This is a genomic window from Streptosporangium sp. NPDC002544 (genome assembly GCF_040295965.1).
Lineage (GTDB): Bacteria > Actinomycetota > Actinomycetes > Streptosporangiales > Streptosporangiaceae > Streptosporangium.
In genome coordinates this window covers 32,258-58,407 of record NZ_JBEOWJ010000031.1, presented here as the reverse complement: position 1 = coordinate 58,407, position 26,150 = coordinate 32,258, and the positions used below count along the sequence as shown (strand labels likewise).

General features: G+C 64.1%; 16 protein-coding genes and 1 pseudogene. 8 read left to right on the top strand and 9 right to left on the bottom strand.

The genetic code is table 11. The annotated features are described in order from the left end of the window. Positions 1-83: 83 nt before the first annotated feature. The 4 genes from ABT061_RS35950 (at position 84) to ABT061_RS35935 (ending at position 5,277) form a co-directional block, all read left to right on the top strand. Complete coding sequence (locus tag ABT061_RS35950; RefSeq protein ID WP_350926639.1) at positions 84-587, top strand: transposase; 504 nt, start codon at positions 84-86, stop codon at positions 585-587. A 799-nt stretch (positions 588-1,386) separates the two neighbouring features. Further along, a complete protein-coding gene (locus ABT061_RS35945; RefSeq protein WP_350926495.1) occupies positions 1,387-3,711 on the top strand; it encodes an N-6 DNA methylase in 2,325 nt (774 codons plus the stop codon). A gap of 27 nt (positions 3,712-3,738) precedes the next feature. Further along, positions 3,739-3,954 carry a hypothetical protein gene (locus ABT061_RS35940; RefSeq protein ID WP_350926493.1) on the top strand — a complete coding sequence of 72 codons (216 nt, stop codon included), beginning with the start codon at positions 3,739-3,741 and terminating at the stop codon, positions 3,952-3,954. 312 nt (positions 3,955-4,266) lie between these two features. Further along, a complete protein-coding gene (locus tag ABT061_RS35935) occupies positions 4,267-5,277 on the top strand; it encodes a DUF4268 domain-containing protein (protein ID WP_350926491.1) in 1,011 nt (336 codons plus the stop codon). 451 nt (positions 5,278-5,728) lie between these two features. Here the strand turns inward: ABT061_RS35935 and ABT061_RS35930 are convergent, their stop codons facing one another. From ABT061_RS35930 to ABT061_RS35920, 3 genes are read right to left on the bottom strand one after another with little or no spacing between them, the layout of a single operon-like run. Then, entirely contained in the window at positions 5,729-7,720 is a 1,992-nt protein-coding gene (locus ABT061_RS35930; RefSeq protein WP_350926489.1) for a hypothetical protein, read from the bottom strand. Continuing rightward, a complete protein-coding gene (locus ABT061_RS35925; RefSeq protein WP_350926487.1) occupies positions 7,717-8,877 on the bottom strand; it encodes a 5'-methylthioadenosine/S-adenosylhomocysteine nucleosidase family protein in 1,161 nt (386 codons plus the stop codon). Before ABT061_RS35925 ends, ABT061_RS35930 begins: the two co-directional genes overlap by 4 nt. Then, positions 8,874-9,644, bottom strand: a complete 771-nt coding sequence (locus tag ABT061_RS35920) for an NUDIX hydrolase (RefSeq protein WP_350926485.1) — start codon at positions 9,642-9,644, stop codon at positions 8,874-8,876. The genes ABT061_RS35925 and ABT061_RS35920 overlap by 4 nt, the downstream gene beginning before the upstream one ends. 281 nt (positions 9,645-9,925) lie before the next feature. Between ABT061_RS35920 and ABT061_RS35915 the strand changes: the two genes are divergently transcribed. Beyond that, positions 9,926-10,123 carry an IS3 family transposase gene (locus ABT061_RS35915; protein WP_502991554.1) on the top strand — a complete coding sequence of 66 codons (198 nt, stop codon included), beginning with the start codon at positions 9,926-9,928 and terminating at the stop codon, positions 10,121-10,123. 45 nt (positions 10,124-10,168) lie between these two features. Here ABT061_RS35915 and ABT061_RS35910 read toward each other — a convergent pair. The 3 genes and pseudogenes from ABT061_RS35910 to ABT061_RS35900 form a co-directional block, all read right to left on the bottom strand. Beyond that, positions 10,169-10,408, bottom strand: a pseudogene (locus ABT061_RS35910) (IS5/IS1182 family transposase); the annotation flags it as partial. 4 nt (positions 10,409-10,412) lie between these two features. Continuing rightward, positions 10,413-15,398, bottom strand: a complete 4,986-nt coding sequence (locus tag ABT061_RS35905) for a tetratricopeptide repeat protein (RefSeq protein ID WP_350926483.1) — start codon at positions 15,396-15,398, stop codon at positions 10,413-10,415. Further along, positions 15,395-16,159 (bottom strand): NUDIX hydrolase, encoded by a 765-nt coding sequence (locus ABT061_RS35900; RefSeq protein ID WP_350926481.1) that lies wholly within the window; start codon positions 16,157-16,159, stop codon positions 15,395-15,397. Before ABT061_RS35900 ends, ABT061_RS35905 begins: the two co-directional genes overlap by 4 nt. Positions 16,160-17,078: 919 nt before the next feature. Here ABT061_RS35900 and ABT061_RS35895 point away from each other — a divergent pair. Continuing rightward, a complete protein-coding gene (locus ABT061_RS35895; RefSeq protein ID WP_350926479.1) occupies positions 17,079-18,347 on the top strand; it encodes an IS110 family RNA-guided transposase in 1,269 nt (422 codons plus the stop codon). A 498-nt stretch (positions 18,348-18,845) separates the two neighbouring features. Here the strand turns inward: ABT061_RS35895 and ABT061_RS35890 are convergent, their stop codons facing one another. Next, positions 18,846-19,034 carry a hypothetical protein gene (locus ABT061_RS35890; protein ID WP_350926477.1) on the bottom strand — a complete coding sequence of 63 codons (189 nt, stop codon included), beginning with the start codon at positions 19,032-19,034 and terminating at the stop codon, positions 18,846-18,848. Between the two features lie 77 nt (positions 19,035-19,111). Here ABT061_RS35890 and ABT061_RS35885 point away from each other — a divergent pair, with 77 nt between their 5' ends. Then, positions 19,112-20,788 carry a serine/threonine-protein kinase gene (locus tag ABT061_RS35885; RefSeq protein ID WP_350926475.1) on the top strand — a complete coding sequence of 559 codons (1,677 nt, stop codon included), beginning with the start codon at positions 19,112-19,114 and terminating at the stop codon, positions 20,786-20,788. Between the two features lie 30 nt (positions 20,789-20,818). Beyond that, positions 20,819-21,931: an FHA domain-containing protein gene (locus ABT061_RS35880; RefSeq protein ID WP_350926473.1), complete on the top strand. Its 1,113-nt coding sequence runs from the start codon at positions 20,819-20,821 to the stop codon at positions 21,929-21,931. Positions 21,932-22,258: 327 nt separating this feature from the next. Here ABT061_RS35880 and ABT061_RS35875 read toward each other — a convergent pair whose 3' ends face one another. Together ABT061_RS35875 and ABT061_RS35870 are read right to left on the bottom strand one after the other, a co-directional pair. Then, complete coding sequence (locus ABT061_RS35875; RefSeq protein ID WP_350926471.1) at positions 22,259-22,417, bottom strand: hypothetical protein; 159 nt, start codon at positions 22,415-22,417, stop codon at positions 22,259-22,261. Positions 22,418-22,460: 43 nt separating this feature from the next. Then, positions 22,461-26,144: a CHAT domain-containing tetratricopeptide repeat protein gene (locus ABT061_RS35870; RefSeq protein ID WP_350926469.1), complete on the bottom strand. Its 3,684-nt coding sequence runs from the start codon at positions 26,142-26,144 to the stop codon at positions 22,461-22,463. Positions 26,145-26,150: the final 6 nt, after the last annotated feature.

Below are 26,150 nucleotides of genomic sequence, written 5' to 3'. Positions count from 1 at the left end.
GCACGCAGCCGCCGGCATCGCCGAGAAACCAGCACGCTGTGGCCCCTCAGGCACCACATGCGACGGACTTACTCGTTCAGTAGATCTCGCCGTTCACTGCTGCTGTCGAGCGCCTGGATGAGGTTCCGGGGATCGGCCTGACCGCCGCGCACGCGATCATCGCCGAGATCGGCCTGGACATGAGCCGCTTCCCCACCACCGCGCACCTGACCTCCTGGGCGAAGTTCGCGCCAGGAGTGAAAGAGTCAGCTGGCAAGCGCAAGGGGAAGAACGCCACCGGGCACGGCAACCGCTACCTGGCCCGCACCCTCGGCGAAGCCGCGGTCGTCGTCGGCCGCACCGACACCTTCCTGGGCGAGCACTACCGGCGGATAGTCCGGCGCAAAGGCAAGAAACGCGCCATCGTCGCGGTCGGCCGCTCCATCCTGGTCATCATCTGGTACCTGCTATCCGACCCCGATGCGCACTTCATCGATCTCGGCGCCGACTTCTACGCTCGGCACGCCAACCTCGACCACAAGAAGCGCAACCACGTCCGCGAACTCGAAGCCCTCGGCTATCGCGTCACTCTCGAACTCACCGCCTGACCAGTACGGTCCGCACGACCTCGCTCCGCATCACCACATGAGGTTTGCTGCCGCGTGCCTGGCGAATGTTTGATTTTCGGATCAGGGGAGCGGTGGCCGTATGGCTGACTTACACGGTGTGAGCTGCGTGAACGCCCTATGCAGCTCAGACCGCTGGAAAGATCATCCCGTACATGTCCTATACACGTCGGGCGGGCCACCACGCGGCTCGGCGGCAAGCGGGCCCGAATTACTGGATGTGGCGTAACCACCAGGTCCAGGTGTCGTATTCGCTGCCCTCATAGGTGTGACGGCCGCTAATCTTCAGGATCTTCGCCTTGCAGGTGTATGAGCCCCGTACAGACTGCGCTGACGCCGCCGAGTGGTGAGTGCCACTCCGATGACCGGCGCGCCGTGACCCTTCTCCGGCCTAGGGGAGCGTGACAGCTCGCCGAGGTATGCAGCTGGCCGCGCGGAGGAGAGAGGGGCGGGACCGCCCGGATCCACGTGGCGGATCGGTTCAGAGGCGGCGATTGACGTGCCGAGCATAGGGATTGCCCCATATGGTCATGTACATGAACCGGGCGCGACACATCTGATCTCATAGAGTCCTATCGCCCCGTCAATCTGTTAATCCTATTTTTGGAAATCCGCTCCATCGGTGAGATCGACTGGATGTCGTCTAACGAATTTTCCTGCAGATCAGGGGCATAGTGACAGTCTCAGCGACGCGTGCGCAGCCGCACACCGGCTGACCCTAGGTTGCGCACCTGTAGTGCTCAGCAGGCAGGGGCCTGTCGTCCCCTCTACAGTCGTGCTCATGGCACAGCAGCGAGAGATGCGAGCGGAGGCGGGTAACGCCCGCCGGCTGATCACCCGGACGGAGATCGCGGAGTGGGCCAAGGTGGCGCGTCCGGCTGTCACGAACTGGGAGAGGCGGCACGCGGACTTCCCCAAGCCAGTGTCGGCCGGGGAAGCGGAATACTTCCAGCTCCAGAGCGTGCTCACCTGGCTGGACACGCGCCGCGTCCCGGCCAACAGATTGATCGGCGATGAGCCCCCCGGCACCACCTATGGCGACCGGGTCCGGCGCAGGCTGCCCGACAACGAGCTGCCCCCCGCAGTCGGGGATTCGCCCAGCGGAGGGTACGTACGACGGCTGCACGAGCTGTTGGCCCTGGCGGATGCGGTCAGAGGCTCCGCCGCCATGGCGGACTACCTGGCCCTGTTGCTCACGCTCAATTTCCTGCGTGTGGCCGAGCGGAAGCGCTGGACGAAGCTGCACGAGTTGGCCATGCGCACCGGTGGCGCGAGGCAGGCCAAAGAACTGCTCCGGTGCATCGGGCACGCAGCCGACGAGGCGCTGCGCCGCCGTGGTGTGCCCCCGGGGCTGCAGGACTCCCTGGTGCGGCTAACCCCACGTGCCGTCCAGGAACTCAGGCAGGTCGTCCATCTCTCCGCCAGCCTCGGACACGAGACGTACGAGCAGCTCCTCAGCAGGTACGAGGAGCAGGTCGCGCTGCGCAGCGGTGAGTTCTTCACGCCTCCCGCGCTGACCAGGCTCATGGCCGACCTCCTCGTCTCCGGCGCCACCGGGATCAAGCGCATCTACGATCCGTACGCCCGCGGGGGCGAACTGCTGGTCGCGACCGCCGGCGCCGCGGGCGGGGACGCGGACGTGCGCGGCGAGAGCCCGCGCCTGGAAACCCTCCGGTACGCCGCAATGAACCTGGCCCTGCACGGTGCCGATGCGACCCTGGAAGTCGGCACGGCCACTCCGTGGGAGGCGCACGGGAACCGGCCGGTGATCCGGGCTGACGTGATCGTCACGAACCCGCCGTTCAACATGGGCTCGACGGTGCGGGAGAGAACCCAGGCGACCTGGCCGTATGGCGCGCCGCCGGCGGGGAATGACAACTTCGCCTGGCTGCAGCACATCCAGCAAACGCTGGCAGACGGCGGCAGGGCAGCCACGATCATGCCGCAGAGCGCTGGGACGTCCGCCAACCAGGCCGAGCGAGACATCCGCCGCAACATGGTGGAAGCCGGCGTGGTCGAGTGTGTGATCGCCCTGCCGGGCCGGCTGTTCGCCGCTACGGACGTGCCCGTGTCCGTGTGGCTGCTGCGTCGGCCGGGTACTCCCGGCGCGCCGGTGCTCTTCATCGACGCACGGGAGCGAGCAGCGAAGTTCCGCAACCACCGGACCCTGCCGCCGGACGACCTGGACGCCATCGTGACCATGTACCGGCGGTGGCGTGACGGCCAGGCGCCGGGCGGTGAGCACGAGGCGAACGACGGCCTCGGCAGAGTGGTTTCGCCCGGCGACATCCACGCCCGCGACTTCTCGCTCAACCCCGCCGACTATCTGGCGAACGAGCCGCCGGACGGTGCGGCCGGGCTGAGCGCCGTCGCCGTCGCGTTCGAGCGGCTGGAGCAGGCGCAGGCGCGGGCGAACGAGGCGGGCCAGGTGGCCGGCGCGCACGCGGCGGCGCTCGCCCGAGGGACGGGGGGCTTGTCCTCCTCACTCCCGGACGGCTGGACCAGCACGACACTGGCAGAGGTGTGTGAGATCCAGGCGGGTCCCTCATACTCGCGGCTGCGCGACGAGCGACGCTCGCCGGACGGAGCCATCCCCATGGTGCGGCCCAGACACCTGCGGGATGGCTACATCACCGATTCCGGCCAGGAGAAGATCTCGGCCGAATTCGCTGCGGCGTACGAGCGCTACCTGCTCAAACCCGGCGACATCGTCTGCATCCGGTCCGGCGCGCTGGCCCCTCCCGCGCTGGTGCGCGACGAGCACCGTGGCTGGCTGCCGCACCACAACCTGTTCCGCCTGCGTGCACACCGGCCGGAGGCCTTCGATCCGCTCTACCTGCTCGGCTTCCTGTCACAGCCGTACGTACTCGACTGGGTGTACGACCGCTCGGCCACGGCGGGAGCGCGCTCCATCAGCACCCGCTCGTTCGGGGAACTACCGGTGATGCTGCCCCCAATGCCCGTACAGCGGCGCGTCGCCGCCCTGCTCCACGACCTCGACCTGCAGATCTCGCTCCACCGGCGGCTGGTCACGGCCGCCACGGACGCCCGCGCCCTGCTGACCAGGGGCCTCATGAGCGGGGCGCTCACTCTCGACCCGGTATGAACGCATCTCTAAGGAAGGAAACTCCATATGGACACGCAACCTCCTGCCGGCCCGAGTGCCGCCCGGGCCCTGTGGCTGGCGGTCGCAGGCCTCTTCTCCCTGGTGATCGCCCTGGTCGCGGGCATACTGAAGAGCCAGACCGGAGCGGGACTCGCCGAATCGGCACTGGTGAGCGGCGGCGCGTTCGCTGCGGCGATGGCCCTGTGCCTGGCGGTCTTGACCGCGGTCCAGGGACCGCGATGACTCTCCGGTGTTTCCCGGCCGAACGAGGCTGGAAACGCCGGAAGGGGTGTCGCGGCTGTGGCACACCCGCTTGGGAGTGGCGTCAATGTCTTGTCTCGGCAGATGGTTGACACTCGCGTCCCACCGGATGCTTGGTGAACTCAATGGACGCGCTCTGCGGCAGAAGAGTGCGATCGCGACGATCCGGATAGAAGGAGACCTTCGATCGAGTCGGGACATACTTGGCCGGTACGTGCTGCCAGCCTTGGGTTTGCGAGGAGGTCTCACGGCATACGGCATACGGAAATGAAACCGCGGGGTTACGCTCCGGCCATGATGGGCAAAGGGAAAGCAAGCAGGAGCGGGCGACCGGACTTGAGTCGGTTGACGCCGGTAGATCCACGTGAAGTATGGCGCCACGAGGCACGTGACTTCACGCCCTGGCTGCTGGAAAACGCCGACGTTCTCGGCGAAGAGCTGGGAATGGACCTGGTGTTGAAGGTCGCCGAGCATCCGGTCGGAGGATTCCTACTCGACTTGATCGGCGTGGACGAGGCCACCAATGAGCGGGTGATCGTCGAGAACCAGCTCACACCGACCGACCACGCCCATCTGGGGCAGCTCCTGACTTATGCCGGCGGCACTGCCCCCACCAACGTCGTCTGGCTGGCCACCATGTTCCGGGATGAGCACCGCGCAGCGCTGGAGTGGCTCAACGCCAGAACCGATGAGAACACCCGGTTCTTCGGCGTTGAGATCCGCCTGGTCCGCGTCGTTGATTCCCCGCCGGCCCCGATGTTTCGTGTTGTGGCACAACCCAACGACTGGGGTAAGCAGGTTAAACGGGCAAGCTCAGCCAACGCGACCAGTCGCAACCTCACCTACCAGCAGTTTTGGGCCCGCTTTCTCGACCGGACACATTCGGAGCGCACAGGATGGACGAGGGCGCGCAAGCCTCCCGCGCAGAACTGGTTCGAGATGCCGACCGGAGTGACCGGCTTCTACTACACCGTCTCCTTCAGCAGGCAAGGGCTGCGCAGCGAGCTCTATCTCGCCGCCGAGGCCGCCATCAACGAACACGCGCTGGCTGCCCTGATCGCCAACCAAGACCAGCTCGAAACTGCCTATGGAGGGCAACTAACCTACGAACCCCTCCCAGACAAGATCGCATGCCGGGTCGCTGACTACCGCTCCGGAAGCATCGATCAGGCCAGCGACTGGGACGCCTACTTCGACTGGTTCCTCGACTCCCAGACCCGGTTGCGCAAGGCCATCAACGGTATAGGTGGCCTGCCCCAGCTGTATCAGCAAGCCATCTCCACCACCAGCAATCCCCGCGCATGATCGACCTGGTCGCGGTACACGTGGTGAGGCATTATTGGATAACTCCCAGAGTAAAGGCGAGAAGTCGTTCTCGCCGACACACAGGTGGCAACTAGCCCCATCTTGTCTAATCGGGAAGCTCTGCGGAGGACGTATTCACGTCCTGGGAGATGGTGTGGGGGTGATCTAGCCCTGGTGCTGGCACAGGTGAGAGCCCGCTGGTCGGACGCCGTCGGTTCACGCCGAAAGTTCGGGCTGAGTCATCCGCCGCACGAACTTCTCCCGCAAATCGGTGAGGCCTTCGTCAGTGCCGGTGTACCAGAATGCCCAGCTGTCGCAGTGCTTCACGTCGAATACGACGCATGCAGCGCCCGTTGAGGTGTCGAAATCATGCCATCAAGCTCGATTCTACCTTCGGTGGTGACAACCGCTGACGCGTCCGTGGGATCACTTCAGGTGTCCACCCACATGTCTAGCCGAACATTCCATGCGCGGTGTTCGTGAGATCGGCTAACCGGTCCTGCTCACGCTCTCGTTCATGATTGATCCATTTCTTTCCTTCAGCGGCGATGCCTTCTAGAATGTGTAGGGTGTTTCCAAGTCCTGCGGTATCGAGCGTCACCTGCGACACGGTGCGCGCATCCTCCTCTACCCCCGCCTCGGGATTGGGTGGAGGTCCGGTCACCTCAACCGTGATCGGGTGGCCGTTCACCAGCGTCAGTTCGAACGTTCTGTGGCCGTCATCGGCTTCTGCGGCCTGAACCGCGGCCACGGCGTCGTAGCGGTAGTTGATTCTTCTTCGATCGTGGAATGTTGCCCTTTCGAAATCGAGGTCGATGGTCATCTGTCGGACGCCGTCCGCGGTGAGCAGGAAGACGAGGAGCTTGTATCTGGAATAACGCCAGGGGCCGTTTCGGACGCGTGCCCGTTTGTAGGGAGCTGCGGGGGCTTCGATGAAGGCGTGGGCAATGACGTCGTGTGGTTTCAGCTTGTAGTGCTGCATTGCCTCCTCCGTCAATACCTTGCGGTCGCAGTCCAGCCAGTACGCCATTTCCCGATCATCCGGTTTGTCGGAGAGCTTGCGCCTCCACCGAGTGAATGCCGCCTGGCGATTCTCTAGCAGCCGCTCGGCTTCTTCCTGGTCGGCGGCGTACCTCTTGTGTTCCAGGAGGATGCGCAACCAACCGTCCACGGCGAACCGGCCTGCTGCCGCGGCGATGAGTGCGGCGCCGACGACACTGAAGGGTGCGATGTTCAGCCCGCCCCAGGTCAGCCAGGCCATACCGGCGCCGAGGGCTACGGCGCCGAGGGCGACGCGTGCCTTCATGGACGCGGGTACCCGGAGCCGGTCACGGTACTCCCACAGTTGGCCCTTCTGCCAGCGATCCTTCACGTCGCTGACGAGGTATCGGATGAGCCACGCGACCCGTTTGGCGTTGATCCTGCTCTCCCGGTACAGCTCGACGACCTCATCCCGTAAGACCTGACGAACGCCAGCCGTTTGCGTCAGCCACGCGGCTCTGTCCGTGTTACGCGGCACGTACCGTGCGAAATAGTCGGCGAACTGTCGGCCGATCCGGCTCGCGAAGCCCTCTGGCACTGGTTGCTTCACGACCTGCCGTTCGTTGTCCTTGGCACGCAGGCGTACGACCCGGAAGCGCCATTCCACACCCCCGCGCGCGCACGCGTATGAGCCGGCGGTGACAAGCAGCAGGGCGAGGGCGGCCGCTGGCCAGGAGTGCTGCCAGGCGTGGACGCCGATATGACCGACGGCCGCCAGCGTGAGGGCCGTGGTCGTTACGGACAACATCCAGCTGCCGATCGTGGTGTCGGGCGGACGCGGCGGTCGTACCCGTGGGCCGATCGGCTCGGGCTGGAAGAACTTCCAGACCCGTTGCAGACGTTCTCGATCGCATTGATCCTGCTTGGCCATGTCCAAGGCGCGCGCCCAGATGGTGTCCTGAATGGGGCCGTGCAAGAACATCTCGAGATGACGGACGATCTCGTTGCGCCGGTCGTCTTTCAGCTCGCTGAGTTGTTTCTCGATGACGGAGAAATCGACGTCACGCTCCTGGAGGGAGGCCAGGAGGCGGGTGATCACCCTGATCGCGTGGGTCCACTCGTCGTCGATGCGGCCGATGAGCGCCTTTTGGGCGAAGGCAAGAGGGGCGAGGTCCTCCTTCGGCACCTGCTGAAGCGTCCGTCCGCTCAGCAGGGCGAGCAGCAAGTAGAAACAGGAACGGCTGGTGACGTAGCCGTCTATGACGGCTTCGCCGATGTGCTTTCTCGCCCTTCCTGGCATGCCGCCGCTCAGGCAGCGCAGGCCAACCTCGAACCGCTCCATCGGCGAGGCGCCCGTCGGCACCTGGTACACGTAGACGTTGCCATGCACAGTCTCGGTCTGGATGCCGACGGTGGCAGAGCCGTCCGCGATGTTGGTCGTGCCGGTGCCAGGATTGCTCATGAGGCGCCTCTGATTGCGGTGATGACGGATGTCACCATCGAGGCCAGCTCGGCCAGGTCCATCAGCAGGCCGCGCAATTTCCTGAGCGCAATCATCGCGCGGCTCTTGCCCTGTTCGGTGTCCGTTGACAGGGACTCGGTGACGACGCTGAGTTCTTCCTCGGCTGCGACGAACGTGTCCTCGTCAACTGTCCCCGCCGTCCGTGCCCGCGCCAGCTCGTCGCGGAGTTCCGCGAGAAGTGCCGTTGCGTCGGCGGAGGGCTTGGACGGCTGTCCCACCGATACGTTGCCGTAGATTGCCCCAGCCTGCACGCCTACCCGCGCGTGGCCGCGGGCGATGTTTCGCACGCTCTCTGTCATGCGTTTGTCTTCCGCCTTTCTCAACGAGGCAGTACGCCATGTGTGATGTGGCTCCTGTGCAAGTTCCGCGGCGAGGGCGGTGGCGAAGGCCGAGGCGTTGGTCACCGCCCTCGGTTGCCAGTTCGCGCCGTCGGTGGTGACCTTGGTGCCGTCGGCCCGGTCGCTGACGCCACGTACCACGATCATCGGTAGCGACCTGTTGAAGTGGGCAGCCTGTGCCACGCCAGCGGCCTCCATCTCGATTGCCAGCGCGTCGTTGTATGTCTGGCGAACCCATTGGGCATGTATGGAGATCGCGGAGTCCTGCACGACCTCGCCGGCCGCGATCGGCCCGAAGCGCACTTTCGGAATGTCCGCACCATCGGGAAGGCGCCGAGTCCAGGTGTTCCTGCGATCAAGGTAATGCGCCACCTGCGCCGCCTCGTGCGAGATCTCCCAGACGCGGGGACGTGCCTTGAACCCGTCGTCCTCGCTGGTGCCCCCGTGGTAGGCGTATACGTGGGTTGCGACCACCACATCGCCCAGGCCGACCTGCGGCCACAGAGCGCCGGCTACCCCGACGAACAACAATGCGAGGGGATCGAACTCGCTGATCGCCCGTTCGGCAAGCACGGCGGCGGGATGGTTGCCCTTGCCTACCAGCCCCAGGACCACTTGGCATTCGCCGTCTGCCAGGTGGCCCACCTCAAACAAGGTGCCGGCGCGGTGGTGATGTGTCCGCAGCCCGGCCAGATGCTTGCGGACGGCCTGATATTCCAGATCCAGCGCGGTGAGGATCACGACAGGACGCTCGTTCATGTGTGCTCGCCTCCTTCGGGCGCGATCTCAGAAGCGTGACCGCCGAGGGCTTCGTGTCCGGTCTGAGTTGAGCGGACCATGGGTGGATACAAGGCCTGGACCGGCCCAGCTTTGAACAGCCGGGCGGGGCGGCCGTTCTGTGCACGCCGCATGGGGCCGGCCGCGACGATGAAGGCGTGGGTGCTCTGGACCTTGCGGTAGAAGTTGCGAGGATCGAGCCGGACTCCCCACACCGCCTCGTAGACCTGCTGGAGTTCAGAGATGGTGAACGTCGCGCCGCAGAAGGCTGTCGCGAGTGACGTGTGCTCGAGCTTGGTCCGAGCCCGTTCGACACCGTCGGCAAGGATCCGCCGATGGTCGAATGCCAGCCTCACGTATGCGGAGGTGGATAGGACGTCCTCCACCGGTGTCCAGCAGGCGCTGGTCGCGTCCGTGCCTGCGATGGGGTCCGGCAATCGGGGCGCAATGGCCAGATGGGCGACCGAGACCACCCGGCCGCGAGGGTCACGCCCAGGCTCGCCGTATACGCCGATCATCTCCAGATGCACGTCGAATAGGCCGGCCTCCTCTGCCAACTCCCGGCGTGCCGCCGCTTCGATGGCCTCACCCTGGTCGTGCAGGAAGCCTCCCGGCAGGGCAAACGCTCCTTGATAGGGCTCGACGCCGCGTTCGACGAGTAGGACGTGCAGGCGGGCGTCGCGCAATGTCAAGATCACCAAGTCGACCGCGAGCAGAACGCTCGGCGGCTCCCACTGATCGTCGGTCATGAAACGACCATAGATTTTTGTCAAACTGACAGGAACTTGCTGAGGGGTGACACTTACCGCGCCATCAATGGATCGCCGCCGATCCACCTCTCGACAAACAGCGTTCGGGCATCGACATGCAGCCTGACTTGCCCCGATGCTGAATCAGCATTCATCGCTCGAAGCCCGCGTCATCCACGGACAGGCGAAGTCGCTGCCTGGGCCGGTGTCGTTGGTGGGGATGTCCTGCTTGAGCCTGACACAGGGGGGCGGCCGCACCGGGGTTCTGCTACGGCAGCGCGATGGCCAAGTCGTTCTTCAGCGTGATCAAGAACGAACGGCTTTACCGCTTCGTCTTCGCCATCCGAACCAAGGCGAAACGGCAGGTCATCCGCTACATCGAAGGGTTCTGCAACCGGCAGCGTCTGCACTCGGCGCTCGGCTACCGGCCGCCCCTGGAAGTGCTCAACGAGTCCCTTTCATCCCAAGCAGCCGCATAGGTTACACGCCCATAAGGCGGCTGTCCGGAAGCACCGTGGCCCCTCAAGTCGGCCAGCGCGTAATACGGTGGCCGTGACGCCATTGGCGAGTGCGGCGAACAGGTCGACGCTTCTGTGGGTGCAGCGCTAGGCGGTGACAGTGCCGATGGCAAAGCCGCTGTCCGGGCTACGAGGGAAGCTCACATAAGTATCGCCGTTACACAGATAGGCCAACACCAGCAAAGCTTGCTGTGCCACGTCCAGGCGCCGCGAGCGGGATCGTCGTTCGGCTCGATGGGTGCGGATACAACTACTTCAGGGCGCTACTCCTCCCACAGCAGTGCTTGAACTTGCGTCCAGCGCGGATCCCGCACGGGCAGGGGCTGTTCCTGCTGGGGCGCACCACGGTCAGTGGTACGGCGCCACCGATCGTCCTGCTCAGTGCCATGGCTCGTACTAAATAGGAGGGATCTTCGGCTGCCATCCCCTGCAGGTTCCTGCCGACTATGACGGTCAACGAACCCTCATTTGCTTGCTGATACCAGCGGGGGAGGAAGTTGAGTGGCATGCGGTGCAGGAGTTGGCCATGCGGGCCGGTGATTGAGAGATTGTTCTTCTCGAGTCGCGCCTGAACCCCGCTGCTAGTGACGCTAGGGATGTCGCGCAGGTCCAGCGATTGACCGTTGTCCAGCTGGAGCATGGTCTGTAGATTGATAAATCCTGCTTCGCGGTACCTCTCGAGGACGAGGTCTTCAAGTCGCCCATCTTCATGCACCCCCCATCCGCCGTAGCAGTCAGCGATGATCCCGGCCTTGTCCCCGCCGAAGAGGATGCATTCGACCTCGAAGATGACTTTCGGCTCCTTCAGCGTCCTTTCCTTTAGGTAGATCACCGTGGAGGCTGCGCAGTGAGGGTGCGTGAGGCGTACCGTGAGCTGGTTCAGCTTCCGGTGGTGCAACAGGAGCAGTTCGGCCTCTCCTGTCTCGTCGATCAAGAGATCGCAGGCCACGCATGTCTGCCGGGAGTTCCCGAGGTGAGCGGTGAGCTGTTCGATGTCGATTCCGGTCAGTTCCTGTCGGACGGCATCGGAGACATTGATTTTTCTCCTGTCAGCAATGGTGGCCGACATGCTGGCCTCGCGGCCGTCCTTGATGACAGGTCTGTAGTCAAAAGGGTGGGGGCGGGAGCGGATGGCCTCCAGGACGCGGTGGTCGAGTTGCTGACCGTCACCCAGTAGCTCGTTGAGTTTGAGCTCTTCGGGGTCTGGTGCCGCGTCCTGGTACAGCCCTGCGAGCAGCAGTAGGGCATCGCCGGCCTTTGACCAGTTGCTGAATTGCTGATGGAGAGCGAAGGCTTCGCGTGCATGGCTGCGGGCTTTATCGACGTCACCGAGTGCTCGATAGGAGCGGGCTAGGTTGAGCAGACAGGTTGCACGTAGCGTGTTGTCATCGATCTGGTCGACGAGGGTCAGGGTTTCTCGGAATTCATTGATTGCCTTTTCGTGATCATTGGATTCGGCGTGGTATGCGCCGACGTTGTTACGCAGGGCGGCTTCGAGCGACTGCATCCGTAACTGCTTGGTCAACGGCATGAGTTTGGCAATGACGGCAATCGCTTTATCCTTCTCTGCTTCGTCGCCCTGGAGTCGACACATTGCCGCCATGGTATGGGCGGTGAGGAGGACATGAAGATCTTTCCGCTCCAAAGCCAGTTCGGCAGCCTTGTTGTACTGATCGAGTGCTTTGGTCCGCTCCCCGCTCCGGGCGTACACATTTGCTAGAGCCATCCTGCATTGCAGGATGGCTGACTTGTCGCCGGACTGTTCGCATTGGTCGAGCGCCTTGGTGATCCTGGACATGGCTTCCCTATGGAGGCCCCGGCGTGAATAGAGGATGGCGAGCGCACGAGACGCCTGAGCCCTGGTGGCAGGGGATGCGTCGTCCGACAACACGGAGACGATTGATTCCAGGGCCTGGACGCCCTCCTGCCATCGTCCCGCGACGACGAGTGCCTCTCCCAACCCTGCCCTGACTTGGGCCAAGGCCCGTTTGTCTTCGGTGGCCTCCAATAGGCGAACCGCTTCGCTCAGATGGTTGATGGCCTCGCCGATACGACCCAGGTGCCACAGGTAGTCGGCGTTCCTTTGCAGAGTCTCGGCGAACACGATGGGGTTACCCAGGTGGCGTGCCATGTCCCGGGCGTTGGCGAAGTACGTCTCTGCTTCGTCGAGATGCCCAACGCCTCCGTGGTAAGAACCTAGGTAGGAAAGTGCTCGTGCTGCGTGTTCGTAGTCGCCGATTCCGGCGGCGATATTCGCACATTCTTCGAGGTGTTCGACAGCCTGGTAGATGTCTGCTCGCTCCGCAGCCTGGCTGCCGAGCCGAAACAGAGCACGGACCTGTCCCTGAACGTCGTTTGTGTCACGGTAGATGGCCAGTGCAGTCTCGAGGGGCTGAACAGGGGCTGAGTCTGGCCGCTCCTCCATGGGCGTTTCGGCGAGCTCCATCAGCGCCTTTGCTTCCCATTCCCGGCTCCCAACAGCTCGTGCCCGTTCGATGTCCAGCGAAGCCTCCTGGGCGGCCTCAGCCAGTCGGCCCGTCCTGCGCAGCAGTGCGGCGATCACATCGCGGTTCCACAGGTCCGCACTGCTACCGGGACGGGACAAGTTCTTGCTGTTGTGGAGATACTGTTCGGCCCGGCGGAGCTGCCCGAGGGCCAGGTGGGCTTGCCCCAGGTTCCCCAGCGCCTGGGCCAACACCCGGTAGTCCTTGATGGTCCGCCAGAAAGGCAACCCGTTGCGCAGGTATGGGACAGCGTCACGGGCCCGACCGAGGTTGATGAGCAGCGTTCCCAGCGAGAGCTGGGCGAGATGCATCAGGTACGGATTGCTGGCCTCGTGCGCGGTTTCGGCGCTGCGCTGAAACAGCTCGGCGGCTCGCTCGCTTTCGCCGAGACGGGCAGCAGCCATGCCTAGATTGTGCAGAGCCGTCCCTATCCACTCGGGATTGTTGGACTGGCTACCGGCTTCGAGCACGCATCGATAGATACGATCCAGATCGTTCCAGTGGCTGCCGTGCCACAGCGAGGCTGTGAGGACCGACGCGAGAAGGACGAGTGGTCCCCAGACTTGATGCTGTTGGGCCAGTTCGGTCATGGCGACGGCACCGGGTCGATCCGCGTTCAGCACGCGCAGAGCGTCTGCATTGTGCTGAGCGGACACTTTCGCTTCCTTGTCCACGAAGCCGATCGATTCCGTTGCGGACTGTGTCCGAGCGGCCAGTACGAGGCAGGTCTGTCCGATTACGGTTTCCCGAAGCTCCGTTGCGGTCGAGGCTGACTTGAGCCGGGCGAAGCGATGCAGGATCTCGTGGAAAACGAACCGGTCCTCGTCGATCTGCTCTATGAGGCTGAGTTCGAAGAGCGAGTCCAGCAGCTCCGTCACGGCGTCGACGCGAACGTCGTCCAATTCGGTCGGTGACGTGGTAGAAGCAGCGGCGACGTCCGGGGTAACAGACATATGCGGCAGGATCCCGAGCCTGGTGAACAGTTCTGCTTGTTCAGAACTCAGTGCGGCAAAGCTTCGCTCGAGCACTGGCTCCAGTGCGGTCTGACCGGCGCGCAGGGCTCTCAGCCCCCGGTCGGGGCTGGCGATGTCGTCGAGGAATCGGTCGACACTGACCTTCGGCCGACGTGCCAGGTGAGCGGCTGCGATGTGCAATGCGAGGGGATGCCCGGCACATGCTTCGGCCAGGGTGGACGCCTGCTCGTTGGTTAGCCGAGTGGGCCCGGCAATCGCCCTAACGAGTTCTTCGCTGTGCTGGTGAGGTAGCGGCCCTAGTTCGATGAGGTGCACTAGCCCGGTTAGTCCGCTGAACTTGGCCCGACTGGTGCATACAAGGGCAAAGGGGCCATCCATCTGGAGGATCTCGAGGAGTGCTTCCTCCGAGACGATGTCGTCGATAAGCAGCAGGACTCTGCTGCAGGACAGTGTCCCGCGCAGCATTGCGATTCGGTGTGCACGGCTTTCGGGAGGCGGTCCATCGCCGGGGTGCAGTGTGTGCAGGAGCGCCAGCACTAGATCTGCGGAGTGCTGTCCACTCGCAGATAGGGCGAGGTCGACGTGGAACTGCCCGTCCGGATAAACGTCTGCGACGAGTCGGGAGAGGCGCAGCGCGACTGCGCTCTTCCCAATCCCTGGTGGACCGGTCACCAAGAGCGCTGGCTTGTTGTTGCCGTCTGACTTCTCGAGCAACCTTCGCCCCTCGGCGATCTCTGTCTCGCGTCCGAACAGGAGGCGCAACTCTCTTGGAAGACATGGAGCCGTCTGGGTTGCGGGCAGAGGAGGCGCGGCTTCCATCTGCTTGATGTGCTCATGCATGCGGGCCGATACGTCGCTGGACAGTACGGTGCTGATCGAGATGTTTCCGTGGATGTGTCCGGCTTGTATGCCCACGTGGGCGTTGTCGCGGGCGATGCTCGTCACGCGCTCGGTCACGGGTGCGCCTTGCGCCTTTCCCACCGCGGCATCGGCAGGAGGTGTGCGGTGTGGCTCCTGAGCCAGTTCTTGGGCGAAGGCGGTGGCGAAGGCCGCAGCGTTCGCCACCGCCCTCGGCTGCCAGTCCGCGTCGTCGGTGTTCGTCTTGGTGCCGTCGGCCCGGTCGCTGATGCCACGCACCACGGCCATGGGCAGTGACCTGTTGTGGTGGGCGGCCTGCGCCACACCAGCCGCCTCCATCTCGATCGCCAGCGCGTCGTTGTAGGTTTGGCGGACCCACTGGGCGTGCGCGGAGATCGCGGAGTCTTGCACGACCTCGCCGGCCGCGATCGGTCCGAAGCGCACCTTCGGAACGGCTGCTCCTTTGGGCAGGCGGCGGACCCAGGTCTCACTCCGATAGAGGTGGTGGGCAATCTGATCCGTTTCATGCGAGGCTTCCCAGACGCGCGGGCGTGCCTTGAACCCGTCGTCCTCGCTGGTGCCGCCGTGGTAGGCGTACACATGGGTCGCGACCACCAGGTCGCCCAGGCCGATGTCGGGCCAGAGGGCTCCGGCTACCCCCACGAACAGCACAGCCGACGGTGCGAACTGCGCGATCGCGCGCTCGGCGAGTACCGCTGCGGGCTGGTTGCCCTTGCCGACCAGCCCCAAGGCCACCCGGCAGTTGCCGTCTGCGAGTCGGCCGACCTCGAACCGTGTACCGGCAGGGTGGCGATGGATCTGAAGATCGGCCAGGTGCTTTCGGACGGCCTGATACTCCAGATCCAGCGCGGTGAGGATCACGATGAGACGCTCGTTCATGACTGCTGGCCTCCTTCAGCCGTGATCTGGGCTGCTGAATCGTCAGGACCCTCTGGCACGGCCTGTGCCGAACGGACCATCGGGGGATAGAGCACTCGGGCCGGGCCCGCCCTGAAGAGCCGGGCCGGGCGGCCGTTCGAAGTCCGTCGCATCGGGCCGTCCGAGACGATGAAGCCACGCGCACTCTGCACCTTGCGGTAGAAATTCCGGGGATCGAGCCGCACCCCCCACACCGCCTCGTACACCAGCTGAAGCTCGGAGATGGTGAAGGTCTCGTCGCAGAACGCCGTGGCCAGCGCCGTGTATTCGAGCTTGCCACGCGCACGTTCGATGCCGTCGGCGACGATCCGCCGATGATCGAAGGCCAGCTCAGTCCCCAAAGACAACGCGTCGTCCACCGGCGTCCAGGAGGCGCCAGCCGCGTCCGTCCCTGCGACGGGCTCCGGCAGGCGGGGCGCGATCGCCAGGTAGGCGACAGACACGACGCGACCACGAGGATCACGTCCTGGCTCGCCGTACACCCCTAGTGTTTCCAGGTGCACGTCGGCCAGGCTGGCCTCTTCGGACAGCTCTCGTCGCGCTGCCGCCTCGATGTCCTCGCTCTCGTCACGGAGAAACCCTCCTGGTAGGGCGAGCGCGCCGCGATAGGGGGCGACTCCGCGTTCGACGAGTAGGACATTCAAGCGTGCATCGCGGAGAGTCAAGATCACCAGATCGACGGCGAGCAGGATGCTCGGCGGTTCCCATGGGGCGTCGGACATGAGCACACCGTAGCTTTTTGTCAGACCGACAGGAAGTCCTTTCTGTCGCTGATTCTTCAGGCGGGGGTCGGATGGACGTGTCTTGTACGGTGTGCAAAGCGGAAAGCTTCCGTCCGTCACCTACCGGCATGCCTGGCGGCCAGGCGTACGACAGTTGTGTCCAAGCCGGGAGAAGTGTGACAAAGGGGGGCTGGCCGGGATCGGGTTGTCGGAGAGGGCGTACTTCTCAGGACGAGGTGACGGAGTCCGTAGTGGCCTGTTGCGGCCCTATCCGGGGATCCGCATGTGGAGCTGAACCCGTCCGGGTTTGCCGCTGAGGAGCAGCGCCGTCACCAGAGGCGTCATGGCCAATCGCAGCCTATGGCGGTTTCGGCAGGACGCTGCTTCGATGCCAATGACGTCGAGCCGTCGAGGGTCGCCGTGACGGCCCTGGTTCCTTTGAGTGGTTGCGGGCGTTGCTGGAGGTCCGGATGGCCCCGAATTGGTATCCGACCTGGGGAAACACTATCAAGATCATCCCGCATTGATCCCGTGATCAAGGTCCTGCGGCTGCATGCGGGTGCCCTCGGCGGCCTACCAAGGTTCCGACAAGCAAAAGACCTGCGGCGAGAAACCACAGCTCAGCGTACTAAAATCCCGGTGGAGATGAGTGCCCTCGGCATGATTCGAACATGCGACACCCGCTTTAGTCTCCAATCTCCCCCTGGCAGAGGAGGCCGTTCGGGCCTGAAAATCGGGGTGGTTGCTCGCTGACGTCGTATCTCCTTGGTTGTTCAGGCCGTGCTTTAGTCGGACGCCGGGAGCCGCGCCTGTGGGCCTTTCACTGTTGCTTCGAGCACGCGGATCAGATTCGCTACCGTCCCCTTGCGGCTCCCGCGAGCAACCACCCTCATGCTGTCCCCGGCGGTAAGGAGGCCCAATGCTCGCCCCCACCCACGACGCCGAAGAGATCATCGAAAGGGTCGCCGCCCTGGACGTCGGCAAGGCCACCCTGGTGTGCTGCGCCCGCGTCCCCGACGACAAGAAAGCCGGCAGACGGCTGCAGGAGGTGCAGACCTACACCACGATGACCCGCTCCCTGCTGTCGATGAGCGATCGGCTGCGCTGCCTGGGCGTCACCCGGGTGGTGATGGAGGCCACCTCCGACTACTGGAAACCGGTGTTCTACCTGCTGGAGGCGCAAGGGTTTGAGGTGTGGCTGGTCAACGCCCGCGACGTCAAGCATCTGCCCGGCCGCCCGAAGACCGACAAGTTGGACGCGGTCTGGCTGGCCAAGGTCGCCGAACGTCAGATGCTGCGCCCCAGCTTCGTGCCGCCCCCGGAGATCCGGCTGCTGCGCGACCTGACCCGCTACCGGGTGGACCTGGTCCAAGCCCGCACCGCCGAGAAACAGCGGGTGGAGAAACTGCTGGAGGACGCGCAGATCAAGCTGAGCGTGGTGGCCTCCGACATCTTCGGCGTCTCCGGCCGCGCCATGATGGCCGCCCTCATCCGCGGAGAGCGCAGCCCGAAGGCGCTGGCGCAGCTGGCGCGCTCCAGCCTGCGCGGCAAGATTCCTGCGTTGGAGGAGGCCTTCACCGGCCGTTTCTCCGACCATCACGCGTTCCTGCTGGCCACGATGCTGGCCCGTGTCGATGGCATCAACGCCGACATCGCCACCCTGGATCAGAAGATCACCCAGCAGATCGCACCGTTCGCCGCGGACGTCGACCGGTTGGATGAGATTCCCGGGATCGGCCTGACCGCCGCGCACGCGATCATCGCCGAGATCGGCCTGGACATGAGCCGGTTTCCCACCGCCGCGCACCTGACCTCCTGGGCGAAGTTCGCGCCGGGAGTCAAGGAGTCGGCCGGTAAGCGTAACGGGAAGAACGCCACCGGGCACGGCAACCGCTATCTGGCCCGCACTCTGGGCGAAGCCGCGGTCGTGGTCGGCCGGACCGACACCTTCCTCGGTGAGCGCTACCGGCGGATCGTTCGGCGCAAGGGCAAGAAGCGGGCCATCGTCGCGGTCGGCCGTTCCATCCTGGTCATCATCTGGCATCTGTTGTCCGACCCCGATGCGCACTTCATCGATCTCGGCGCCGACTTCTACGTCCGGCGCACCAATCCCGACAATAAGAAGCGCAACCACGTCCGCGAGCTCGAAGCCCTCGGCTACCGCGTCACCCTCGACCCCGCCGCCTGACCAGTACGGCCCGCACGACCCCGTTACGCACCACCACATGAGGTTCGCTACCGCGTGCCCAGCGAATGTCTGATTTTCGGATCAGGAGAGGCGCGGGCAAAACTGTTCCGTCACTTGATCTGACCTGGGAAAATAGCCTGTACCGAGGCTGCCCCTTGCTTGATCATCCCGCGCATGTCCCGCGCCCCAGGCTATGAGGTCAGACGCCAAACGCGCCGCGTTCGGCTACATCGAGGGTTCTGCTATGCCCGCAGCCGTCGCTCCTCGAACAGCCAACTCAGCCCCACCGAGTACGAATGCCGGCATGTCCTCCAAGCCAAACAAGAAGGCGACTGTGCTGCCGCTTAGCCGCAAGCCATGATGTGTCTACCGAACCGGGCAACTTGAGGTTCCCCCCGTACGACAGCCACCGTCTGACGGCAGGGCTGGCGGGTCTCCCGGGGGGCGAAACGCCCGGCCACCTGCCGCAGCAGGCCATCCAGCAGCTCCTCATGCAGCTCAAGCGCTATCGATCATGCCGAATTGTGAGAAACGATCAAGCCTCGACGGCCGTTGCAGCGCGGTGACCGTTCCCGTCTCCGGCACCGCCGCTCGACCTCCGCCAACACCAGCAAGGTCAGGAACTACAACTGCCGTACCTGAGGCACCATGAATTGATGAATATCCCGCTATGATGCTGTAGATCATGTATGCCTTGATATAGGTGAGGTTCAGGGTTGAATGGCCCGGAGCTTGGCGAACCACTGACTATAGGCTCGTATCGCGTGCTGCGGCTCTTGGGGCAGGGTGGCATGGGCACCGTTTACCTGGGAGAGGGTACCGACGGTCGACTCGTTGCCATCAAGGTGATCAAAGACGAGCACAGCGGAAACGAGCAGTTCAGAAGGCGTTTCGAGCGGGAGATCGAGGCGGTCCGGCGGGTACCGCAGTTCACGACGGCCGAGGTCATCGAGGCTGCGCTGACCGGAGACCGGTTGTATCTCGTGACCGAGTACGTCGAAGGGCCGGACCTCGACGAGTTCGTGAAGCAATCCGGTCACCTCAAAGGGGCTGCTCTCCACGCGTTCGCGGTGAACCTGGCGGCCGCGTTGGTCGCAATCCACGAAGCCGGTGTGGTTCACCGCGATCTTAAGCCGTCCAATGTGCTGCTTTCCCCAGGCGGGTTACGTGTGATCGACTTTGGGGTCGCCCGCCCACTGGATGCTCTCGTGGACATCACCAGCCATGGTCAGGTGGTCGGCACGCCCCGGTACACGGCACCGGAACTACTTCGCGGTGAGGCGGTCACCGCAGCCTGTGATGTATTCGCCTGGGGATGCCTGGTGGTATTTGCCGCGAGCGGCCGCCCGCCGTTCGAAGGGGATATCCCGGCCATTCACCACCAAATCCTGCATGTGGAGCCTCAGCTGGACTTCCTCCAGAGCGATCTGCGAGAGCCGGTGCGGGCGGCACTGACGAAAGTACCTGGTCTCCGGCCGGCCTCGCAGCAGCTCCTGGACCATTTGGTCGGCCGTTCCGACAGTGACCTGACACAGGTCAGAGCCGTGTCCTTGATGAGCAAGCCGACGGCGGAGGGGCCTCCCCCCGGGACCGAAACGTTGCTCCTTCCCGAAGCGCCCACTGATGACGACGCGGCGCTGTCGCCCACGGAAGAAGGCCGCAGGCGGAGAATCTACTGGAAGGGGGGGCGCAAACGGGGTCTCGCCATTGCGGGGGGCGTTGGGATCGCTCTGGCAAGCTTGCTGAGCCTCTCGGTATTCTTATCCAGTGGACCGCCGCTGGATCTGCCCGTGCTTTTCCATGATGATTTCGAGCAACCCGGATCAGGGTGGAGCGGAGGGTACTACCATCTGGACTCGGCGGATTGGGGTTACGGTTATGCGCCCGGTGGGTTCTACGCGATCGATGTCAGAGGCTCCGTATCATCCGGCATGACGAATGTTGCTCCGATCCCGGGGATGGCCTTGCGGAGCAGCAAGTCGTCCCAGCCATCGGCCGACGAGAGGCTTCCCGAAAGGATAGCGATCTTTGTTGATCTCTCCACTAGGCAGGGCACCTCGGGCCGGGGCACTTACGGCGTCTTCTGCCGGGGGGACCTGAGTTCCAAGCCGACCAGATACGAGTTCCTGCTGGACGAAGCGGGAGGTGCCCGGATTCGCAGGGTTCAGGACGGGGCCAGCTGGGATCTGGCGCACGTCAGAGTGGGGACTGCGGCTAAGGGCGGCTCACGGCGGCTTGCGGCCGAGTGCTCCGAGGAGTCAGGCGGCATCCGGCTCACCATGTGGCTGGATGGGGAATACGTGCAGTCGGTGACCGATGGTGTTCCCCTTTCGAACGGCGTGTCTGGAATCGTCGCCAACACCCCCGACAAGGCTTCTGTCATGAAGGTCTCCTTTGATGACTTCCACGTGAGCGGAACGTTCCGCGCCAAGGCCGCGTAGCGGAAGAAACAGGGAGGGTCGCAGGCTCGGATGGATGATTATCTGACCGCCGACATCGATCGTGCGGACGCGCTCGTCGACCTGTCGAACGTTGTCAGGAACAGCAGGCTCGGTGGTTCAGGCGCCGCCGACCTTACCCGTCTCGACCGAGTGGCCAAGGCCCTCGCCGAACTTCACGGCGCGACGGACATCGCGCTCTACGCGGTATCCGATCAGAGTCTGATCAGAGGTGGCCTATTCAGCAATTCCGATCAATTTCGGCTGACCCGCCGGTGGGCTGATGAGCGCCTGATCGAAGTCGAGGGCAAGGCGGATGTCAGACTGTTGCAGATCGCTGAGGTGACAGGGCTGCCGATCATCACGGGTGACAGATTCAGAGGGCATCGCCGAGATTTTTCCTGGCTTGACGGTAGAGGCGACGTAGTGCTGGAACCCTACATTGCCCCGGATCGGAGAGTCGCCCTGAGGCGTGTCACGATGATCCCGGTGGCGGCCTGGGATCTGTCCGCTTCTGAAGAGAGCGATGTGCTCGTCCAACAGGGCCTTGGGACCGGCCGGAATCCGAGGTTCGACGTGCTGGGGCGACTGTGGGGCTGCCCGGAGACCCACTGCGTCCGTCACGACCCCCGGCGCAGCCGATACGTCCTTCTCCCACGCTGGCGGGACGGTCGGGTGTTCTGCGACCAGCATGGCTTGGACATGGTCGATCTGGGTCCCCGGCCGCTCGTGATGCAGATCAAGTTACTGAAGGACGATCGCGAGATTCAACGGTTCACCGTGCTGGAGGGCTCCAAGGCGATCGTGGGGCGTCAGCCTCCTCTGAGTGGCCTGAACGTCAGCCCCTGGCTCGACAGCTCTGGGCGGCTTCACGTCAGCCGGTCCCATCTCGTTCTTTCCCTGGAGGGGGAACGGCTCGTCGTCCGGGACACGAGCGCCAACGGCACGCTACTGGTACTCAAAGACGGCAAAGAAGTCATGCTTCATCGTGGTGATGAGCATCGCGTCAGCCTGGGAGACCGTATGGTTCTGCTCCCGGGCCTTGAGTTGGTTCGCAGCGGTCGCCGTTTCCCCGCAGAGCTCGCCGCTGATCGGAGTGTCATCCAGGAAGGCGACCAGGCTGAGGATCAGACGACCGTGAACTGAACTAGGTGTGCGAACGCGTGATCACGGATAACTCCAGCTCAAGGCCATAACCGCTGGTAAGAAGAGTGCCCCCGGCATGATTCGAACATGCGACACCTGCTTCAGGAGAGCACGGGCGTTACTGTTCCGCCACCCGATCTGACCTGTGTAAATAGCCTGTTCTGGTGTTTCCCCTTGCTTGATCATCCCGTGTATGTCCCGCAATCGCGTCATCGCTGCAGAGGCCCGCAAAGGCTCTAGCTGTGGAGGGAGCGCCAAGGGAACGTCACGGGCCGTCGGCCCATCGACGCCCGCCGTGCGAGACCCGGTGTTGCCTCGGACCCGACGCTACGCGACCACGAGGAACGCCGGGTCTGCGACCAGGTTGAACACATCATTGAACCGGCGAGTAGGATCCTCGCCGGCCCAGCGGTGCAGTTTGTTCTGAATGCCCAGTACCCGCCACTTGGCCGCCTCCGGCTCAAGCAGCAGCTCGCCCTTATTCATGAGCGGCCTCCTGATATGACGTCCCTACCTTCTCGCTGTGGAGCTATGCCCCCGCGTGTAGGTACGCCGCCCACAATGACGGTGCCAAGGGGAATCTGTCGCGTATGTCGCGGACCATCTCCTGCAGGGCGCCGCAGGACCTCACCACATCGAGATTCCCATCGTCAGTGCGGAGGCTGTCGTAGAACCCTTCCGCGACCTGTGCGGATATCGCGTCATCGACTTCCCAGAGCGTGCCGACGACGTGGGGGAACCCGGCCAGTTGGAACGCGGAGGCGAGATGAATGGCTTCGTCGCGCAGCTCCACCGATCCTGAGAAGGCGGTGCGACACGCCGACAAGTATGCAAGGCCGGCCCGATGCAGTGAGAGCCTCGTCAGAGCGGCGACGGTGAAGGGATCGGTCGCGTGATCGTGCAGCAGTAGCCTGCTCTTCGATGGGTCGACCGGGTCCGCGACGCCGTGGCAGGCGAAATGGGCGATCCTACAGTCGTTCAGATGGGCGAGCACGTTGGCTTTGGTCGGCAGGGACGCTGGTACTGTTCCGTCGCCCTCGGCCAGGAACAGCGGGTCGGGCAGGCGAGTCAGCAGCGCGTGCGACTCGGCCAGGACATGATGGAGTTCGCCGGGGATGCCTGGGGTCGTGGGCATGGCCACGATGAGCGACTTGCCTGTGGGGCTCGGCCTGTCCCGCAGCCGACGCGCGTGAGCGAGCGACCGGATGGTTGGTGTGTAGGAAGACAGCGCCCGGTCTAGGACGGTGCGACGGCAGTGTCCGACTTCCGGGGTCTCGGTATGGTGTCCGGCGGCGTGGACGGGCAGGAAGCCCAGCAGTCCCCCGGTCACCCACCAGATCCTGGCGTCGGTCTCTTTCAGCACGGCGAGGACGGGGCCAGCGGCGGCATCCCATAGCCAGCGCAGCACACCGTGCAGGCGCAACTGAGCCTTGCGGCGCTCCAGCAGGGCGCTTTCGGAGCTGGTAGTCACCGCAAGCGCGTCGTAGAAGTCATCGATCCTGGCCGCCAGAGCGTCCTCGGTCAGGTCGGGCAGGGGCAAGCAAGTGATTTCACGGCTGGACAGTATGAGGGCGTCACTGCGGTAGGAGGTCACATTGAAGCAGGCGATCGTCCCTCCCCCAGATCTGGTTTCGGCTTGGGCGAGAAGCTCCTCGTTCGTCGGTGGCAGCCCGAATGAGGCGAACCCTTCCAGTGCACGGATGCGTTCAAAGGCCGCCGCCAGTTCCTCCTCCAGATGACGCCGATTCGGCCCCCCGTCCTGCGCTGGGAGAAGGTCTGGATCCTGGTCCAAGAGGTCGCGGAGTTCCTCGAAATGGGCGGCCAGCTCGGGGTGCGCCGTCCAAAGTTCGGACACGTCGCTCCTGGTATCCAGCGCCCGGTTGAGCATGAATGCACGGCCCGCCTCCAAGAGCCGAATCGCACGCCAAGCCCTTGTCTCGTCGTCCCCTTCACTCGGATCTGAGAGAGCGAGCGCCGCAGCGTCCCCCGCCAGCCCGGCCAGCTCTCCGAGCGCGTACTGCTGATCGCGTCTGCCAAGTCTTCGTGGAGCCACCTCGGGTAAGAGCCGGACCGCTGTTTCCAGCAGGTCGGCTGCTCTTCCTGGATCGGAGGCCGCCATGGTTTCCGCGGCAGCCCTGGCCGCCAGTATCCGTTGGGTCGGCCGGCCCGACGAGAGCGTAACGGCGTTCTCGAATGCGGACCTTGCCTTGTCGATGTCGCTTTGGTCGCCGCTCACCCTGAAGCGGTCCCGCAGCGTTAGTCCGAGGTTCAGCAGGTAGTCGACTCGTTCTGGGTGATCGAGTGGGACTGTCTCGACCGCGTCTCGGCCGAGTTTGACGGCCGAGCTTAGATCCTCAGCTACACCGGTGTGAGAGTGACGCATGGACAGGATCGCCCCGGCAGTCGATAGGTAGCGGGCCTTGTACGGATCCCCGTCTTTGGCTGCGACCACTGCGGCTCGGGCGGCCTCTACCGCGTTGTCCAGGTCCGCAGTGGAACCGGTCCGCTCGTGTTGCGCCTTCAAAATTCCCGAGAGGTTGGCGCGATAACGCGCCTCATAAAGGTGGCCGGGCGGGACTGTGTCGGCCGCTTCCTGTGCGGCCTCTCGCGCACGCGTCAGGTCCGCTGGCGTCTCGGTCCGAAGGTAACGGGCCATGAGGGCGGCCGAAAGGTTAGAGAGCACGACCGCGCGTTCAGTGTGACCGGGGGGGACTACCGCGACCGCGCGTTCCATCTGCTCCACGGCCTCATCGAGATCCCTTAGTCGCCCAGCACGGTTGTATCGCGTCAGCAGGGCGAGCCCGGTGTTCGATAACCGGCTGACGAGCTCAGGGTGGTTGTCAGGCGTAGCGTGCACCGCCTGCTTAGAGAATTCCACAGCTTCGTCGAGAATGGCCGACGTGGCCGTACGCTCGAATTGGGCGCGAAGGGCGACGCCCAAATTGTTCAGATGGATTGCCCGGTTGGGGTCATCTGGCGGAGCTAACTGGACCGCTTTTCGGCAGGTATCGATCGCCGCGTCGAAGTCGGCCGCGTCTCCCGTCCGCCCGGCATGCATGATCAGGGTTATTCCCAGAGCGGACACGCGTACAGCCCTGCTTGCATGTTCCTCGGGAGTCAAGTGGACAGCGAGCCGGAGGGCCTCAACGGCGTTGTCGAGATCTGCCGCGTTTCCGGTGCGTTCAAACCGCGCCTGCAGGGCGGTGCCGTAGTTGGTGAGGAAAATTGCAAGGTTAGGGTGATCGGCCGCCGTAGCTCGTACAGCCTCATGCCCTGCCTCGACAGCGCGTTCGAGATCCTCGATGTCACCGGTGTAGCTGAACCGTCGGCGGCGTGCGATCGACAGGTTGGTCAGCATGCCGGCTTGCTCGTGCCGCTTCAACGAGGTTGCGGTCGCCGCAGATTCGAAACCCTCAATGGCCTCGTCCAGCCAGGGCAATTCATTTGTACGCTCGAAGAACTTCAGCTGCGTCGCTGCCAGCGCCCCGCGGTGAGCGGCGAGGTCGCCCTCCCCGGTAGCGGTATCGACCGCTCGCCGACCCGCGTCGATTGCGTCGAGCAAGTTTTCGAGCTGACCCGTTCTCGTATATCGGGAATTCAGGATTCCCGCGAGGTTGACGAACATGTTAGGCAGACCGTGATGGTCGGCCGGGACTTCTCGAACCGCGGATCGCAGAGCGGTGACGGCCTCATCCAGGTCGCCTAACGCCCCTCGATATTGGAAGCGGGTTTGCAGCGCCACGGCTAAGTTCGACAGCACTGATCCACGGTCAGGATGGCGCTCCGGCAGTATGGTGAGAGCCCGCCGGAGAACGTTTAGTGCCTGATCGACCTCGTCATACGAAGGGTGACCTAAAACAGGTTGTAGCCATGTGATAACAGCGGTGGCCGAACGTAGCGCGATATTCGTGAGGAGTGGCTCGGGAAGATACTCCTTGTCGGTCCCCGCGAGAAAACATCCCATGAACATCTCGACGGCTGCCTTGTAGTCCATTCTACCTTTTTCTGGCATTTCCAGAAAACGAGACCAGAAGAACCAGCCGAGGGTGAACCATGCAGGGAGCTCGCTTTCATCATCTCCGTCGAGAAGGTCGAGGACATGCTGTGCCTGTGCCAACGCCTCTGTCGTTGTGATCGACTTAGGGTTGCCCTGCTCGGTGGCCTGTTCGAGGCGCGCCGCCAGATCGGCGAGCGGCCCTTCCCATGCTTTCACTCGAAT